Consider the following 15,986-nt stretch of genomic DNA (forward strand, 5'->3'; position numbering starts at 1 on the left):
CACCCTCCATCCTGAACCGGATATCTAGGCTCTGCCCATGACCGTGGTGCGCTCGATCCTGCTGTTCGTCTTGGCTGCAATCGCGGAGATCGGCGGGGCTTGGCTGGTCTGGCAGGGAGTGCGTGAGCATCGTGGCTGGGCATGGATCGGCGCCGGGGTCATCGCCCTGGGGATCTACGGTTTCGTCGCAACGTTGCAGCCCGACGCCAACTTCGGACGCATCCTCGCAGCCTATGGTGGCGTGTTCGTCGCCGGATCACTGTTGTGGGGGATGGCGCTTGACGGCTTCCGTCCCGATCGGTGGGACGTAGTCGGCGCGGTGATCTGCCTGGTCGGTGTCGCGATCATCATGTACGCGCCGCGCGCCGCTTGATCGGCTGGTCAGTCGCACGACACATCGTCGGCGGCAATCGGTAGATGGACAGATTTGCTGGGCAGGTCCGGGGAAACCGTCGGGGTAGGCGAGACCGCGAAAACTGTTGCGGGCGAGCCGCTCCTATTGCTGAATAGCCTCACGGATCTGATCGGCCAGCACCTGGTTGCCGGCGGCGATGAACTTGCGGCGCGTACTCATTGCCTTGTTTATTTCGGGCAGGCTGTTGAGACCGCAATCCATCGAGATCGGGTTACCGTCGAGGTCGATTATCACTCCGCCCGCAGCATACAAAATATAGTGGCCGGGCGACAGATCCCAAATGGCAAATCCTTTGGCGAATTCGACGGTCGCATCAGTGAACCCGGCAGCAACATGACACAAGCTGATGGAGCCGAAATCAACCCCGATACGCCCTCTTCTCTTGCCATCCTCCGATGGTGCGCTCAGCGCATCCAAAAATCGTTGCTGTCGAGCCAAGGGCTTGAAACGCTCGTCGGGGCGCATCGAGTAGTTCGTCACCAGCGCTCGGGAAAGCTGGGTATCCGAGTGCATGTTCAGCACGTGGCGGTCTCCGCTCGCGGTGATCATGAAGGCACGATCAGATCCACCTTCGCGTACGGCTGCGTAGAGCTGAACATGATGAAAGATGTCGCCGACAACCGCAATAATCGGCCGCTTCAGAGACCGTGAGTAGACCATAATATGGGTGTAGCCATGCAGGGATCGAACAGCCAATTCGCTCGTATCCAGTGGATCGACCAGGATGCAAAGGTCTGGTTCCGGGTCGGTTCCCACGACTAGTGGGTCAGCCTCTTCTGATGCGTATATGAATGACGGGATCTGCTTGGCTAGAAGTTCTTTGTAGCGGTCGTGCATCCACAAGTCGTAGTCCGACAAGAAGTTGTCGTCGTGTCGGACATTCTCGGTTTCCGAACGATGCCCGCTCAGTGCGGCTCGTACAAGGCGAGGCCGTATCTCGCCCATCATGGTCGTTACCATGTTGGTGATCTGTTGCGCCAGCTGAATTGTGTTCTCGTCACTCATGGAAAAGTCACCTTTGCTCGGATCTAGCGCAGTTCCAATGGAGGTTCAATGCCGGGAGGGCTCATCGTTGCGGCAATAAAAATGGCTTCGAATTCGGCAGCGCGCATAATAGAGGCGCCGGTCAAGTCATCGAAATTCTCGACGTCCAGTCGGCGGTCTTTGGTCATTGCGCCGAAGACGGCGAAATACAGTTCAGCCTTGGGGTAGCGCTCACGTAGTTGTCGAACGAGGTAGCCGATTACATCAGCGTGCTTGACCTCGAAGTCGCAGATGATGATCGTAGGGGCGCGTTTTGCTTCCGGATAGAAAGAAGCATCATCCAAAGCTATGCCGTCGCGCGACTTGTTGCATCGCAAATATCCGATTCGACATCGAGAAAACCGGGATGAGGCAAGAAACGTGGCCATCACCAGGCCCGCCTCATTGACTCCGAAACAAATATCCATATCCAGACGTCTTCCCAGGTTCTTGATCTGCTGGGACAATTGTTCGACGCCGTGTCCAAATGTTTCCCAAGTCAGATCTATCAATCGTCCAGGTTGAGGATTGGGCAGGGCGAACACGTCTATCTCAGGGTTCCCGTATTCGACAGTAGGAACCGTCAATGCGAACGCTGGGCCGATTTGGCTCACCCGATCGTGCTGGGTGGTGAACTCGTTGCGGATCGTGTCATGCTCGTGCGATGTCGCAAGTGCTGGTTTCTCGCTTGAAACCTTTCCCACTGAATATTGTTTTAGTGCCAGTTGATCTTCGATAGGCAGCCGCTCGTAGGCTTCGGCGACCAGTTCCGTTGGGCTGATGTGCTCCTCGGCGACGCCCAGCGGCCCTCGTCCGTAAGCCGCACACAAGATCAGCAAACCTGACATCGGGGGCGGGGAACCCTGCCCCCGGCGGCGCGCCCATGATTCCCAGGCATTGACAGATGTGCCGCCCAGGCTGGTCTGGTTGCCGGTCACGTCGTTGTAGCGCGCGGCCGCCTGATCTTGGGATAGCCCAGCCGCGTAGCGGTGTGCCTGCAAACTCGGTACGTCCGGGTACTGGGCCATCAGCTCAGCCGCCGCGCTCTTTACCGACCCCAGCTCCGTCCACAGTTTCTTGCCCCGTGCTGCGAGCTCGCGGCCACGCGCTTGTGGGCTCAGTTGGGGGGTCGTGCGTGTGGTTACGTCCGGTGACCGCGATGAGTTTCCCAAACCGACAGCCCTTCACTCCAGGAGCACCAATTTGTCAGGGAGGTTACCCATCGAAATGGGCAACTACTGCCCTTCGCGCTATCTGCGCAGGTCAAACCGCCCACAAACCCGTTGGGGTTCGTCCTGATCATCAGGTGTGAGCACCCCTCGCCGACTGCGACTCTGATTGGCAACAACCACGCCCATAGGAGCAAACAGCCATGACGGGCTTCGCGCACCATCAGCGCCCGGCGAGAGACGACATGTTGCCGACCGCCCAACCACCGCCGAAACCGCGCTGGAAACCATTGTGGCCGAATCTATCAGGGGGAGCGATGGGTGCGGCAAACCTGACCGATGTCGAGCAAATGGTGCTTGATGTCCTTACACCGGGTGGCCTGCTCACCCTCGATACCCTCGCCAGCCGTACCGGCAGGCGGGTGTGGGAAGTGCGCCGGGCGGCCAACTCGTTGCGGATGAAGAACCTTGCATGGGCGAATCGTCGCGGACAGTGGGCCGCCTCATGATGGCCAACGAGAACATCAACCCCGGCGAGGGCGCATGCGCTTTCAGCCGATCGCTCACCGATCTGATCGACCTGCTCGAGGCTATGACAGTGGCCGGTTGGGTCACGAGTGTGCCGCTGGACTCCCAGACAGCAGTCGGGGGTGTCTCGATGCGCGCTGTTTCCGGCGCCGGGTCGCTCAAGGAATTCCGATGACCCAAACCAGCCCGCTCGCCTCGGCCTACGCGGAAACCCCGCGGTCACGCTGTGAGTTCTACCGCCGCGTGTGTTCGCTGCCGACCGTGATCGACCCGGCGACGGGCCGAATCACGATGCGGGCCGGGTTCGTCGGTGCGGTGATGATGCCCACCGACCTCGCCCAGCGGGTCAAGATCAGGCTCGATCTTCGTGGCGTCGCGCCGTTGCCGATCATCGGCCACCCCCGCGCGCATATGTGGACGTTTCTGGTGCGCTCCGATATCCGGCCGATCGGTGACCCCGCCGACGAAGCGCGGTTGTGGAAGGCGCGGGTCGTCGTGGTCGGAGACGGCGACATCGCCCTACCGTCCCCGGCGCCGGACGCGCTGATGGTTCGCACCTGGGTATCTCCGGCCATCAGCAAGTTCCGACCGTCGGGGTCTGTCGTCCTCGAATGCGCCCGTGAGTGCCTACTGCGGCCGAGCCCACAATGAACTACGGCGGTAGCTCACCGCGCCCCGACGAACCTGACATCCGCATCGCAGTCCAGCTCTGTTGTGTTCGAATGGAGTTCGTCGCCTGTCTGACTGCGGCATTGGTGTTCGTCTGAGATGTGACAGCCCGTCGCCCCGGCGTAGTCGCTGTCGACTCCCAGCACTGTGCGGGGCTTCCGAGACTGCCGAATGAACGCTTGTACCTGCTGCCCTGACCTTCTGGCCTGGCGATGTCGCTGCACCTCGGCCTTGCCGCATGCGCTTCCAAACCACCTGAATGTCACCAGGCCGACCGGCGACCCAATGTCGGAGGAGCCGAGCTGGACCGATATCCATTGTAAGGGAACCGAATTCACCTTTGCGGCGTCTAAGTCGTTGAAGGGGCTCCCACGCCGAAGGCGTCGAAGAACTCCAACGGTGCAACAACTCGACAGGAGTCGACTCGTGCTGATGACCTACGACGCGGAAGCGACGCCGCGATGACCTATCTGCAAGGCCTCGCTAGCTTGCCCATCCAATTCTGTTGCACCGCAACAACAGGCACAACTCGCGATGCCCAAGCGGCAGGAGCCCGCAATGACCACCGCCGACCCGTACCGGCCCACCCCCGCGCGCCTGCACAATGCGATCCTCGGTGGGAAGGACTACTACGCGCCTGACCACGCGCTGGCTACCAGCCTGGCGACGAACAACATCACGCCCGCGATCACCGAATCACGCCGGTTCATCCTGCGCGCGGTCGAGTACTTGATCGACCAGCACGGGGTTTCCCAGTTCATCGAACTGGGCTGCGGCTACCCGCACGCCCCGAACATCCACGAGATCGCAGGAGGCCGGAACGACGACCTCACCCGAATCCTTTACATCGACAACGATCCCGTTGTCGCCGCCTACGGCCGTGCCCTGCTGACCGGACCGAACAGCTTCTTTACCGACACCGATCTGACCGACACTTCGGCGGTCCTCGGCGACATCAGTGCCGTGATGGACACAGCCAGGCCGATCGCGGTGTTTGTGTCGGGGACCGCGGAACTGATCAGCGACGCTCCAGCGATGGTCACGGCGTTGACCGACCGCCTTGCTTCCGGGACATGGATGGTGTTCACCCACATCACCGACGACGTCCACAGTCACCAGATCCACTCAGCCGCCCAAACTTTCCGCAGTGCGGGCATCGCCTTCCACTCACGCGGGCGCGACGAGATCACGGACATGCTCACCGGGTATCGGCTCGTCACGCCCGGCCTCATCGCCCCACACCGGTGGCAACCCATCCCCAGCGGCGGGGTGCGCGCACTCGCCACCGCGCCGCGACACCGCGCGGCGTCGGATCTGAGTGCTTACGCCGCAGTGGGCCGACTCCACCGATGACCGCACTGCGTTCACTGTCTCTGCCTCGCTCCCAACGCGATCTGGACGACAGTGGGCACGAGGACGTCCGCCGGGGTCGGCGTCAAATGGTGACAACGACTTTGCCGGTGTGGTGGCCCTGTTCCAGGTAGTGGTGGGCGGCGACGATGTCGTCGAGGGTGAACACGGTGTCGACGATGGGGCGCAGTGCGCCGGTGCGGATGCCGGCGGTCAGGAACGCGGTGATGCGGTGCACGGCCGCCGGGTCGAGGGTGTGTTCGAAGCTCATGTACCGGATCATGGTGATCGGGCTGGCCGGATACGGTGCCGGCCGGGGATCCAGCCAGCCGACCGAAATCAGCCTGCCGCTGAATCGTTTGGCCGCGTCGGCAAGTTCGGCGAGGCCGGGACCCATGACCGAGTCCAAAACGATGTCGGCGCCGATGCCGTTGGTGTGACGGTGGGTGGCCTCGACGACATCGTCGCGGTCGGTGACGATGACGGCGGCGGCACCGGCCGCCAGCAGGGTGCGTTCTTTTGCGGCGCTCCGGGTGACGGCGAGGGGGATCGCGCCGATCTGGTTGGCGATCTGGATGGCGGCCAGGCCGACACCGCTGGAGGCTGCGGTGATCAGGACATGGTCGCCGGGTTGCATCCCGGCCTTCTCGACAAGCGCGCCGTAGGCGGTGGAGTACGCCACCCACAACGCTGCTGCGCTGGTGGTATCCAGTCCGGCGGGCCTGGCGACGACCCGGTCGGCGGGAAGGATGAGGTGTTCGGTGTAGGTGCCGTTGGTGTCCATGTCGGGCACGGCCGTGACGATGACCGCATCACCGGTGGCCCATCCTTCGACGCCCGAGCCGAGGGCGTCGATCGTGCCGGTCGCTTCTATGCCGAGGCGGGCGTGTGGCAGGCGGATCGGTCGCGGTGACATGCCCGCGCGGATCATCTGGTCGAGCCGATTGATACCGATGGCTTCGACGCCGATCCGCACCTCGCCGGGGCCGGGGTTCCCGACCGGTTCGTCGACGATCTGCAGGACTTCGGGGGTGCCGGTCTCATCGAAGACGACGACTCGTGACATGGGGGCTCCTGACCGCTCATCTATTTCTCGTACAGTCGTTCTATAAATATAGATAGTACAGTCGTTCTAGGAATGTCAATCGTGGTGGATCGGGAGGCAAGTGATGGCAGGACGTCCGGTCGACTATCAGCGCAGGGACGAATTGCTCGACGCGGTAGTGGATTACATGGTCGAGCACGGGCTCTCCGAGTTGTCGTGGCGGCCCGTCGCCGCCGGCCTCGGCGTCTCGCCGACCACGCTGGTGCACCACTTCGGCACCAAGGAGCAGATGCTCCAGGTCGTCCTCGAGCGGTTACGACGGCGCATGTTCGCCGCGACCAGTGACGCCGCGGGTCCGCACCCCGACCTGGCAACGGCAGCGCGTGCGGTCTGGATGCGAACCTCCGACCCACGCATGCAGGCGGAGTTCCGGTTGTTCTTCGCCGCCTACGGACGCGCCCTGCAAGCTCCCCAGCAGTTCGCGGACTTCCTCGACCACGTAGTCACCGATTGGATGACCTCATTGCGCGAGGCCCCCGACGTTGACCCCGAGACCGCAGCTCGCACAGCCACATTGGTGATCGCGACGATTCGCGGACTGCTGCTCGACCTTCTCACCACCGGCGACCGGAACCGGGTCCAGGATGCTGCCGAAAGCTTCCTGAGCGCCCTCGAACGCCGACCGTAATCTCGCCAACCCCCCGCGATCCGGTCGGACAACAGGTGCGCCCAGTGGGAACGATCGCCACCGCCACCGACATGATTGGTGCATTGCCCCGAACGCTATCGAGTCGCCATCCATGGCCTGCTGCGAACCGTCGCGCCAGGGGCTGCTCGGTCCGTGCCACCCGCACACCGCGACGGACTTCGCGCTGATACCGCGGCGATTATCGGCGGCGCACGGAACCTATGGGGACGTAAGTAGTTCCGCGATGGTGAGCGCCTCGGGCAGGGTCCAAGTTGCCGCTTCGTCAGCGAGCAGCATTTCCCACGACGGTGCTCCGGCTTCCGCGCGGGCTGCGGCGTCGGAGCGGACCTTCAGCGCGAGCATGCCGATCCTCATGAGAACAGGAATATTGAGATGTCGTGCGGCGACGACGGTTTCACCGGCAATCGCAGCTGCGGTGGTCTTCGATACGCTGATCGCTCCGGCTGCGGCGTGCGCGGCGAGCAGCATCTCTGTGTGTTTGGCCGTGGCGGAAGTCGCCAGCCGTGTCGTGCCCGTGGAACGATATGCCCCGAGATGGGTGTGGGTTCGGATGACGACCTCGGTCGCGAGCATCCCTAGGCCCGGGGTCAACACCCCGGAGCGAAGATTCAATCCGTCGCCGGAGTTCGTTCCGGCGTAAGCGTCATTGGCGAACTTCCGCAGGTCAGGGTTCGGCATCTCGCCGAGAAGTGTCCAACCCGGCAGCGGCAAGTTCATCGGGGTGACAAAATCTGCCGCCCAGTGTTTCAACAGAAGCGCGACTGCCAGATGGCGCTCGGGCGCTTGGGCGAACGGTAGACCGGAGCGAGTTGTCGCAACCTTTTCGACCATCCGCTGGCCGTCTTCCCACCACGTACCTTCGAAGGTTCCCGTGCGGATCTGATTGAGGGCGGCGAAGAACCGGCCGATGTCGTGGCCGGCCGACCGAACGCGGTGTGCCGGACCGCCGAATTTCGGGCCGGTGTAATCGATGGGTAGCCGGGCGGTCTCCCTCTCCCACCGGCGCAGCAGGTCGGTCTTCTTCAACAAAGACAGGCCGCTGAGCACTGCAGCGTCTACCTGGTTGTCGTAGAGGTTTCCGAGTGCGCCGATGAGGCCGGAGACACCCACGACGACCAAATCGCCACGCTCCCACGGAACCCTTTGGGCCGCCCGCCACCCATCGAGCTGGTGCAGCGCGATCGGGTCGAGGATATCGGCAATGTCGGCCTCACCCCATCCCTCGACTTCGCGACGCTGCTGATGGTGGGCAGTGAGTTCGGTATAGGTAAGGCCCGTCGAGGTGCTCACGATGCGCTCTGTGGCTGTGTGGTCTATCGGTGTATCCGAAAGTGCTGATGCTGCAATCGATTCGATGTCTTCGAGGTCGCGCGTGAGTGCATCCAAGTTGCCGATGTAGTCGTCATCGATCGGCGAGACCCGGTCGCTGGAGTTGCCGCCAGTGGCGCTCACGCTGCTTCCTCAAGGTCGTCGGCGAGGACAGATACCCCCTCGGCAAGGGTCTCCACGGTCTTCTTCTCACCCTCCAGATCCTCGAGTTCGGCAAGCAGGGCCTGGAGTTCATCATTCTCCGGTCCGGTGACACGCTCCTTGAGCCGGTCGGCGACTATCCGGAAGCGAGCGACGCGATCTTCGGCCGCCTGGCGTTGATCTCGCTCCGCGTTCAACTCTGCCTGCTTTGTCTCGAGTTGCGCACGAAGGATTTCGATTCGCTCGGCGAGAGTCACGACGGTCTTGCCCAGGCTTGTCACGCGCTCGCGGAGACTGACAATGACAGCTTTGGCTGCCTCTTCGTTGCCGTCGACATCGCGCAGCACGAGCTGGGTCACGACGTGGAGTCGGATGGCGTCGGCGGCGATGCGAGCGGCCGTGAACCCGGCAGCCTTACCCGCGAGCGTGACTGCCCCGACACCTGCGGCGCCGCTGAAGCCGGTGATGAGGGCGGCACCACCGGCCATGCCGAGACCACCGGCAGCGATGGAACCGCCGCCGATCGCGGCCAGGCCCGCCGAAGTGGCCACCGCGCCCGAATATCCGAGAACAAGCGCTCCGTACGCGCCGGCGATTGCTGGTGCGGCGAGGCCGCCGGTCAGGACACCGAGTCCGAGGCCGGCTCCAGCCAAGAGCGCGTACTTGGTCCAGTTACTCGCCTTCGACAGCTTCTTGATCGCGTCCTTGTATGCGTTTTCCACAGCGGGGAGGTCTTCGGGATGGAGTTGATCCATCGACCGATGGGCGGCGGCGAGAGCTTCGGCGCGGACAGCCTTCTCCCACTTGCCCTCCACCCACGGCTCGAACCCATACAGATCGATCAGCAGAAGCAGAGCCCGTGACCGTCTCGCCACGACCGAGGAGATCTGGGGCCCAGCTGACTCGAGCGCCTCGAGATTCGGAGACTCACCATCCGCGGCGATCAGGTGAACGACTTCGGCGACAGTAGGCGACCAGTCGTCCTGGTCGCGCGCCACGATGGCAGCAACGGCGTTGTCGCGAAAGGAGTTACGGATTTCGCGCTTGGACGGAAGGTGCTTGCCCTTCGACGCGGCGATGTCGCGCTGCATCATCTGGTACTGCCACGCGGTGAGGATGAAGTCCTCATCGGGAGAGAGCTCGAGCTTCTTCTGTACCTGCACCGCGTCCATTCGCGTGACATTAGCGACAGGGCACGACAAGCACTGGCGGATCCGACGAACGTGGGGTTGGAATGCTCTGCACAACGGTAGGCAGGGAGGAGGTCTCCTCAGGTCACAGGCGTTGATCCGCGCGCACTGTGGCCAGTACCTTCCAAGCCTGTAGTGCCGCACCGAGATCGCGGACTGCGGCGGGGTCGGTGAGGGAGCGGCCGGTGAGTTTCTCGATGTGTCGGAGGCGGTAGCGCACTGTGTTGGCGTGCAGGTAGAGGCGTTCGCCGGTGGTGGCCGCGGAACCGCCTGCGGCGAACCAGGTTTCGAGGGTTTCCAGAAGGCGGTGGCGGTCGTCGTGGGGGAGGGCGAGTACCTCGTGTAGGCGCAGGTCGACCATGCGCGCTGCCTCCAGTGGTGCGGCGGCGACCACCATGCCCAGCGGATTGTCGTCGAATCGGGCGACGCCGGAGGTGTGATCGCCGAGGCCGACCACCGCGAGCCGGGCGAAATGCAGGGCCTGCGGGGTGTCGGTGAGTGACTCGTAGGGTGGGCTCATGCCGACGCGCGCTCGGAATTTGCGCAGCGTGGCCAGCGTGGTGGACTCCTGATTGGCCGGGAGCGCGAGAACGCCGATCTGCTGATCGGGGCGCAGTCGCCAGGCGGAGATGATCTGCGCACGGCGCAACTCGGTCTCGATGCCGGGCAGCGCCTCCCGGCCCGCGGCGCTGACCTCCGCGGCGACCACCACATAGCGCCCCCGCGGCGGCAGCCCGAGAACACGCGTGGCCTCGCCGAGGGTGGCCGGGTCGGCGATGACGCCGGTGAACAACGCCTCGACCAGCACCGACCGCTCGTGCTCACGCTGCAGCACGAGTTCTGAGCTCATCTCCCGGTAGGCGGCCGCGACGGCGACGGAGTACTCGCCTGCCAGCGCCCACACCTCGGCCGCCAGATCGACGAGGACGGCGTCGGTGACCGCCGGGTGACGTCTGGCCTCGGCGACCAACTCCGACCACAGGAATTCGAATCCGATCCGGAAGGCGTGCAGGGTCTCGGCCAGCGGCACACCCTGCTGGGCGCGCAGCCTGCCGGTTTCCTTCGGCGGCTCGGGATCCACCGGTTCGGCGGTGGTGAAGTGCTGCACCATCAGCGTCAGATTGCGGGTGCAGGAGGTGTGGATCGTGTCGAACGGAACCTGGTTCTCGTTGCGGTAGGTCTCGAGTTCGTCGACGAATCGCCGGGCCAGCTGTAGTCCGAGGTCGTCGATGCGCGCGAGCAGTGCCGCGGCGACGTCGACGATCGGGCTCGGTGGCGATGTTCGGGCCATTTCCGCAGCTTACCGGGGGTGCGGTTGTTCCCGCGGACAATGCTTTCGCGGCGATGTTGTCCGGCGATCCATGGGATCGCGGTCACAGCGGTGCGACGATTTTCGCGTTGTCGACCGCTATCGTCCCCGAGGATCTGCCGATGCCCGCTCTGAGCGAGAACCTGCTCCACTCCGCGCTGCGCCACCCGAACCGGCCGGCGCTGCGCTCGGGTACGACCGTGCTGACCTACGACGAGCTCGAGGAGCGCACCGCTCGGGTCGCCGCCTTTCTGCGCGAGCGCGGTATCGAGCCGGGGGACCGGGTGGCGCTGATGCTGCCGAACGTGCCGGAATTCGTCGTGCTGTACTACGGCATCCTGCGATCCGGCGCGGTGGTCGTGCCGATGAACCCCTTGCTCAAATCGCGCGAAGTTGCCTATTACCTGCGGGATTCCGAGGCTGCGCTGTTGTTCGACTGGGTCGACGGACCGGGTGAGGGTCCGCATGGCGCGCGGGAAGCCGGGACCACGGCACTCACGATCGATGCCGACCTCTTGGCTGAATTGCTCGCCGGGCACGACCCCTGCCGCGGCGATCGCTCGATCACCGCCGAGGAACCGGCCGTGATCCTCTATACCTCCGGCACCACCGGCACGCCCAAAGGCGCCGCGCTGTCGCATTCCGGGTTGGTGCACAACGCCGACGTCTATTCCACAACCGTGCTCGATATCGGCACCGACGACGTGATCCTCGGCTGCCTGCCGCTGTTCCACACCTTCGGGCAGACCTGCGCGATGAACGCGGCGATCCGCAGCGGCGCCTGCCTGACCCTGGTGCCGCGCTTCGAGCCCGCGGCGGTCTTCGAGGCGATCGCGCGCGATGGTGTCACCGTGTTCGCCGGTGTGCCGACGATGTATTCGGCGCTGCTCTACGACCCGGGGGCCGTCGAGGCCGATGTCTCGACGTTGCGGCGCTGCGTCTCCGGCGGCGCCTCGCTGCCGGTGGAGTTGTTGCACGGCTTCGAAAAGCGTTTCAGCTGTGTGATTCTCGAAGGTTACGGGTTGTCGGAGACCAGTCCGGTGGTCGCGTTCAACCATGCGGGACAGCCACGCAAACCGGGTTCGATCGGTACGCCGATCCGCGACGTCGAGGTCGAACTCGTCGACAGCATCGACGGAATCGGCGAGATCGCGGTGCGCGGCCCCAACGTGATGCTGGGGTACTGGCGCCGACCCGCCGACACCGCTACGGCGATCCCCGACGGCTGGTTTCGCACCGGTGACCACGCCCGCCGCGACGAAGACGGCTACCTCTACATCGTCGACCGCAAGAAGGACATGATCATCCGCGGTGGCTACAACGTGTATCCGCGCGAGATCGAAGAGGTGCTCTACGAGCATCCCGAGATCACCCAGGCCGCGGTTATCGGGATCGCCGACGCGCATCTGGGCGAGGAGATCGTGGCCGCCGTCGCCCTGCGCGCCGGCGCGACCACGACCGGCGAGCAGATCCAGGAATTCGTCCGGGATCGGGTCGCGGCCTACAAATACCCGCGGCAGGTGTGGTTACTCGACGCCCTGCCGACCGGGCCGACCGGCAAGATCCTCAAACGCGCCATCACCGGTCCGTGAAAGCCACCGTCGCACAACACTGTCCGCACATCACACAGGAGTGATCCATGTTCAGCTACCCCAGCAGTGACGGCACCACCATTCACGTCCGGTCCTGGCTGCCCGTCGGCGACGACGTCACCGGCGTGGTCCAGATCGCGCACGGCATGGGCGAACATGCCGCGCGCTACAGCCATCTCGCCGAACGTCTCGTGGCGCTCGGCTACGCCGTATACGCCGCCGACCATCGCGGACACGGACACAGCATGGCCGGCGCACCCGGTGACCTCGGCGCCAATGGCTGGAATCTGCTCGTCGAGGACATGACGGCGCTCACCACGATCCTGCGCGAGATCCATCCCGATCGGCGGGTGGTGTTGTTCGGGCACAGCCTCGGCTCGTTCGCGGTCCAGCAGTACCTGCTCGATCACGACGCGCTGGTCGATGCCGCGGTCCTGTGCGGTACCACCGCGGTGGATGAACTGTTCGTCGAGATCGCCGCCGCCGACGGCGACCTGCTCGCCCTGTTCAACCGGGAGTTCCAGCCGACCCGCACGCCCGCCGACTGGCTCAGCCGCGACGAGGCCCAGGTCGATGCCTACCTGGCCCACCCATGGTGCGGGTTCGAGATCGACGCGGTGAATATGGCATCGCTGGCGAAGCTGGGCAACGAACGGCTCGCCCGGCCCCGCGGCATCCGGGCAGACCTGCCGCTGTATGTCATGGTCGGTGGCAGCGACCCGCTCAATGACGGTGCGCGACTGAGTGATCTGCAGGTGCAGCGCTACCGTGACGCCGGGCTCACCGACATCACCTACCGCGTCTACCCGAACGCCCGCCACGAAATCCTCAACGAGATCAACCGCGACGAGGTGGAGAACGAACTCCTCGCGTGGATCTCGCGGGACCGTATTCCGGCGATCTAGGTGCCGTCGCGTCGATACCGAACGACCACGGCCCTTCGGTATCGAGAGCGATACCGAAGGGCCGTGGTGGTCGGTCGGGGGCGGAACTCAGTGCACAGCAGCGACTTCCGGTGCGGAAACCACGCTGAGCAGAGCGTCGACGAGGGTGTCGATCAACGCGTCGGCGCGTTCAGGCGACAGGAGCCCGTCGATGTAGCCGAGATTCAACGACAACGCGTCGGTGCCGTGACCGACGGTCAGCATCATCAGACCGCTGATCGACATGCCGGAGACTACTTCGGCGCCGGAGACAACCCAGTTCCCGATACGGGCAGGGAAGTCGCGAGTGTCGACGAAGGTCAGGCACAGATTGCCCGGTCCGCGGGCGTCCAGCAGGCCGACCACCTTGTCCGGTCGCGCCGGTGTCTTGGGCAGCATGAAGCCGATTCCACCCAGGTTGGCCAGGTGCTGGCGCTGTTCGATACGACTCGCGAAGTCGGTGGCGAACGCGGTGGCCGTCTGCCACAGCGGCTGTCCCGCCGGTGTGGGCAGGGCGATCATCGCCTGGTAGGCGCCGGTGTGGGTGGCGTCGAGCGGTCGCTCGAGCTGCTCGCGGAACAGTACCGAGACACCGACCGGGAAGTGGGCTTGCGGTGCACCGGCATCGTTTCCGGCCGCGCGCGCGAGTGCGGCGGCGACCAGACTCGACAGCGGTACGTCGTGTTCAGCGCAGGCGGCGAGGAGCGCCTGGTACTGGTTCCCGTCCACCACCCGCCGCGTCAGCTTGGTGAAACGCCGCGTGGGCGCGACTTCGGTGCCCGCGCTGACTCGCACCGGTTTGACCCGCAGATCGCGCACCCCATCGGCCGCCAGCCGGGCGATGGCCTTGCGCTTGCCTCGCCAGCCTTGGAAAGGCCGGGGGAACAACGCTTCCGGCGCGGGGGGCGCGGGCACCTCGGCAACCCAGCCGGCGGCTTCGGCGGCGAGCTCGAGCACCTGCCGGGCGAACGACAGCACGGTCACCGCGTCGGCGATGGTGTAGGTGGAGGTCAGCACGAGGTCGTGGACGCCCGGTGCGGCGGTGATCAAGGTGGCGCGCAGCAGCGGTGCCCCGGCCTCGAATCGTGTCCGCAATTCGGCGTCGACCTCGGCGGCCCAGTCCTCGGAAGTCACCTCGCGCAACGGAATCGGCTCAATCGCCACCGGGACGAAGCGTGGATTGCGGCCGTCATCGCTGCGCACCTCGGCATGCAGCATCGGATGCCGTCGAGTCAGTGCGGCCAGACCGGCACGGACCGTATCGGCGTCGAGATCGCCGGTGACGCGCACGCGCGACACGATGTGCAGCGGCGCAACCTGATCCACCGTCCAGTGCCAGCGTTCGAGCGTGGACAACGGCCGTGGCAGTGCGGCGACCGGTTCGAGATCGCCCAGACCGGGCCACGTCATCGGTTCGGCGAGACTGGCCTGCAGTTTCGCCTCGTTGCCCTTGGCGATGAAGCCGTCGCGAACGACGATCAGCGCCCGATTGCGGGTCTGTTCGAGCCGGCCCAGCTTGCGGGATCCGTCGACGAGCATCGTGGTGCGCGGAATCCGCCGCTGTTCGTAGACCCGCAACGCGGTTACGGCGTTGTCGTGGGTGGCGAGCGCGTGCGCGAGCACCACCGCGTCCTCGATGGCAGAGTTCGCGCCCTGGCCCAGGCTGGGCAACATCGGGTGGGCGGCGTCGCCGAGCAAGGTGACCCGGCCGCTGCCCCACGCGGTCAGCGGCGGACGGTCCTGAGCGGGCAACGCGAGAATGTCTGATTCCGGTGTGGCGGTGATGATCTCGATGATCTCGGGCGCCCAGCCCGCGAATCGGGTGAGCAGATCGTCTTTGCCGTGCGGCCAGTCTGCGGCCTGCTCGGCGGTGGTGGTCAGGGTGGCCCACCAGTAGACATTGCCGTGTCCGATGTCGTGGATGCCGAAGCGCATGCCCCTGCCCCAGTAGTGGATCGAGGCGCCGGGCTCGATCGCCGGGTGCGCGAACGGCACCAGCGCCAGCCAGCACACGAACTTGCCCGGTCGCGGAGCCTCGGCGCCGTGCAGCTGGGCGCGGATCGCGGAGTTGATTCCGTCCGCGCCGATCAGCACGTCGGCGCTCAGGGTGCGGCCGTCGGCGAACTCGACCTGCACCGTGTCGGCGGTCTCGGTGAACGCGACCGCCTCGGCGCCGAGCTCCACCCGCAGGTCGTCGCCGCAGGCTGCCAGCAGCACGTCGTGGAGGTCTTTACGGGCGAGTGCGACTGCGGGAGCACCCAATTCGGCGTCGATGCCGGACACGTCGACGCGTCGCATGTCCGAACCGTCGGGCCGGCGGAAGGTGAACGACCGCGCCTGTGCGCCCGCTCGGAGCAGTTCCTCGTCGATGCCGAGATCGAGCGTGCGCAGGGCGTTCATCGCGTTCGACTGCACCGACAGACCGAATCCGGCCGCGCGCAGTTCCGGGCCGCGCTCGCACAGCACGACATCGATTCCGGCCCGGCGCAGGGCCGCGGCGGCGCTGAGACCGCCGATGCCTGCGCCGACCACTAGTGCCGACTTCACGGGAGAGTTCACTGGATTTCCTTGCTGTGTAGCGGGATTCGTCAGAG

The 15,986-nt window shown here is 65.0% G+C and carries 14 protein-coding genes; 7 read left to right on the forward strand and 7 right to left on the reverse strand.

The annotated features are described in order from the left end of the window. Positions 1–37: 37 nt before the first annotated feature. Positions 38–373: a YnfA family protein gene (locus ACFTS5_RS07315; protein WP_378628433.1), complete on the forward strand. Its 336-nt coding sequence runs from the start codon at positions 38–40 to the stop codon at positions 371–373. Between the two features lie 123 nt (positions 374–496). On the opposite strand, the gene ACFTS5_RS07320 is transcribed toward ACFTS5_RS07315, so the two are convergent. Continuing rightward, complete coding sequence (locus tag ACFTS5_RS07320; protein WP_378628435.1) at positions 497–1,420, reverse strand: inositol monophosphatase family protein; 924 nt, start codon at positions 1,418–1,420, stop codon at positions 497–499. 23 nt (positions 1,421–1,443) lie between these two features. Next, positions 1,444–2,466, reverse strand: coding sequence for a hypothetical protein (locus ACFTS5_RS07325; RefSeq protein WP_378628436.1), 1,023 nt, complete (start codon positions 2,464–2,466; stop codon positions 1,444–1,446). 613 nt (positions 2,467–3,079) lie between these two features. Here ACFTS5_RS07325 and ACFTS5_RS07330 point away from each other — a divergent pair. From ACFTS5_RS07330 to ACFTS5_RS07340, 3 genes are all read left to right on the forward strand, one after another. After that, complete coding sequence (locus tag ACFTS5_RS07330; RefSeq protein WP_378628437.1) at positions 3,080–3,310, forward strand: hypothetical protein; 231 nt, start codon at positions 3,080–3,082, stop codon at positions 3,308–3,310. Next, positions 3,307–3,786 carry a DNA-directed RNA polymerase subunit beta gene (locus ACFTS5_RS07335; RefSeq protein WP_378628438.1) on the forward strand — a complete coding sequence of 160 codons (480 nt, stop codon included), beginning with the start codon at positions 3,307–3,309 and terminating at the stop codon, positions 3,784–3,786. The genes ACFTS5_RS07330 and ACFTS5_RS07335 overlap by 4 nt, the downstream gene beginning before the upstream one ends. Before the next feature lie 576 nt (positions 3,787–4,362). Next, positions 4,363–5,157: an SAM-dependent methyltransferase gene (locus tag ACFTS5_RS07340; protein ID WP_378628439.1), complete on the forward strand. Its 795-nt coding sequence runs from the start codon at positions 4,363–4,365 to the stop codon at positions 5,155–5,157. A gap of 82 nt (positions 5,158–5,239) precedes the next feature. Here ACFTS5_RS07340 and ACFTS5_RS07345 read toward each other — a convergent pair whose 3' ends face one another. Continuing rightward, positions 5,240–6,220, reverse strand: a complete 981-nt coding sequence (locus ACFTS5_RS07345) for a zinc-dependent alcohol dehydrogenase family protein (protein WP_378628441.1) — start codon at positions 6,218–6,220, stop codon at positions 5,240–5,242. A 103-nt stretch (positions 6,221–6,323) separates the two neighbouring features. On the opposite strand from ACFTS5_RS07345, the gene ACFTS5_RS07350 reads away from it, so the two are divergent. Further along, a complete protein-coding gene (locus ACFTS5_RS07350) occupies positions 6,324–6,887 on the forward strand; it encodes a TetR/AcrR family transcriptional regulator (RefSeq protein ID WP_378628443.1) in 564 nt (187 codons plus the stop codon). Between the two features lie 219 nt (positions 6,888–7,106). Here ACFTS5_RS07350 and ACFTS5_RS07355 read toward each other — a convergent pair whose 3' ends face one another. The 3 genes from ACFTS5_RS07355 to ACFTS5_RS07365 form a co-directional block, all read right to left on the reverse strand. Continuing rightward, on the reverse strand, positions 7,107–8,360 hold the full coding sequence (locus tag ACFTS5_RS07355; protein ID WP_378628445.1) for a hypothetical protein: 1,254 nt from the start codon (positions 8,358–8,360) through the stop codon (positions 7,107–7,109). Next, positions 8,357–9,550: a hypothetical protein gene (locus ACFTS5_RS07360; RefSeq protein WP_378628447.1), complete on the reverse strand. Its 1,194-nt coding sequence runs from the start codon at positions 9,548–9,550 to the stop codon at positions 8,357–8,359. The genes ACFTS5_RS07355 and ACFTS5_RS07360 overlap by 4 nt, the downstream gene beginning before the upstream one ends. Before the next feature lie 103 nt (positions 9,551–9,653). After that, positions 9,654–10,859, reverse strand: a complete 1,206-nt coding sequence (locus ACFTS5_RS07365) for a PucR family transcriptional regulator (RefSeq protein ID WP_378628449.1) — start codon at positions 10,857–10,859, stop codon at positions 9,654–9,656. A gap of 140 nt (positions 10,860–10,999) precedes the next feature. Here ACFTS5_RS07365 and ACFTS5_RS07370 point away from each other — a divergent pair, with 140 nt between their 5' ends. Both ACFTS5_RS07370 and ACFTS5_RS07375 read left to right on the forward strand, forming a co-directional pair. Then, positions 11,000–12,469: a long-chain fatty acid--CoA ligase gene (locus ACFTS5_RS07370; protein ID WP_378628451.1), complete on the forward strand. Its 1,470-nt coding sequence runs from the start codon at positions 11,000–11,002 to the stop codon at positions 12,467–12,469. A 47-nt stretch (positions 12,470–12,516) separates the two neighbouring features. Further along, complete coding sequence (locus ACFTS5_RS07375) at positions 12,517–13,374, forward strand: alpha/beta fold hydrolase (protein ID WP_378628453.1); 858 nt, start codon at positions 12,517–12,519, stop codon at positions 13,372–13,374. A gap of 87 nt (positions 13,375–13,461) precedes the next feature. On the opposite strand, the gene ACFTS5_RS07380 is transcribed toward ACFTS5_RS07375, so the two are convergent. Next, positions 13,462–15,951, reverse strand: a complete 2,490-nt coding sequence (locus tag ACFTS5_RS07380; RefSeq protein WP_378628456.1) for an FAD-dependent monooxygenase — start codon at positions 15,949–15,951, stop codon at positions 13,462–13,464. Between the last annotated feature and the right edge of the window lie 35 nt (positions 15,952–15,986).

This window comes from Nocardia sp. NPDC056952 (assembly GCF_042674185.1).
Taxonomy (GTDB): domain Bacteria; phylum Actinomycetota; class Actinomycetes; order Mycobacteriales; family Mycobacteriaceae; genus Nocardia.

Bases quoted from the DNA above. Each gene is read 5' to 3' on its own strand.
- ACFTS5_RS07320 (WP_378628435.1), bottom strand. From the start codon at position 1,420: ATGAGTGACGAGAACACAATTCAGCTGGCGCAACAGATCACCAACATG.
- ACFTS5_RS07330 (WP_378628437.1), top strand. From the start codon at position 3,080: ATGGGCGAATCGTCGCGGACAGTGGGCCGCCTCATGATGGCCAACGAG.
- ACFTS5_RS07325 (WP_378628436.1), bottom strand. From the start codon at position 2,466: ATGGCCCAGTACCCGGACGTACCGAGTTTGCAGGCACACCGCTACGCG.
- ACFTS5_RS07350 (WP_378628443.1), top strand. From the start codon at position 6,324: ATGGCAGGACGTCCGGTCGACTATCAGCGCAGGGACGAATTGCTCGAC.
- ACFTS5_RS07375 (WP_378628453.1), top strand. From the start codon at position 12,517: ATGTTCAGCTACCCCAGCAGTGACGGCACCACCATTCACGTCCGGTCC.
- ACFTS5_RS07340 (WP_378628439.1), top strand. From the start codon at position 4,363: ATGACCACCGCCGACCCGTACCGGCCCACCCCCGCGCGCCTGCACAAT.
- ACFTS5_RS07370 (WP_378628451.1), top strand. From the start codon at position 11,000: ATGCCCGCTCTGAGCGAGAACCTGCTCCACTCCGCGCTGCGCCACCCG.
- ACFTS5_RS07360 (WP_378628447.1), bottom strand. From the start codon at position 9,550: ATGGACGCGGTGCAGGTACAGAAGAAGCTCGAGCTCTCTCCCGATGAG.
- ACFTS5_RS07345 (WP_378628441.1), bottom strand. From the start codon at position 6,220: ATGTCACGAGTCGTCGTCTTCGATGAGACCGGCACCCCCGAAGTCCTG.
- ACFTS5_RS07365 (WP_378628449.1), bottom strand. From the start codon at position 10,859: ATGGCCCGAACATCGCCACCGAGCCCGATCGTCGACGTCGCCGCGGCA.
- ACFTS5_RS07315 (WP_378628433.1), top strand. From the start codon at position 38: ATGACCGTGGTGCGCTCGATCCTGCTGTTCGTCTTGGCTGCAATCGCG.
- ACFTS5_RS07335 (WP_378628438.1), top strand. From the start codon at position 3,307: ATGACCCAAACCAGCCCGCTCGCCTCGGCCTACGCGGAAACCCCGCGG.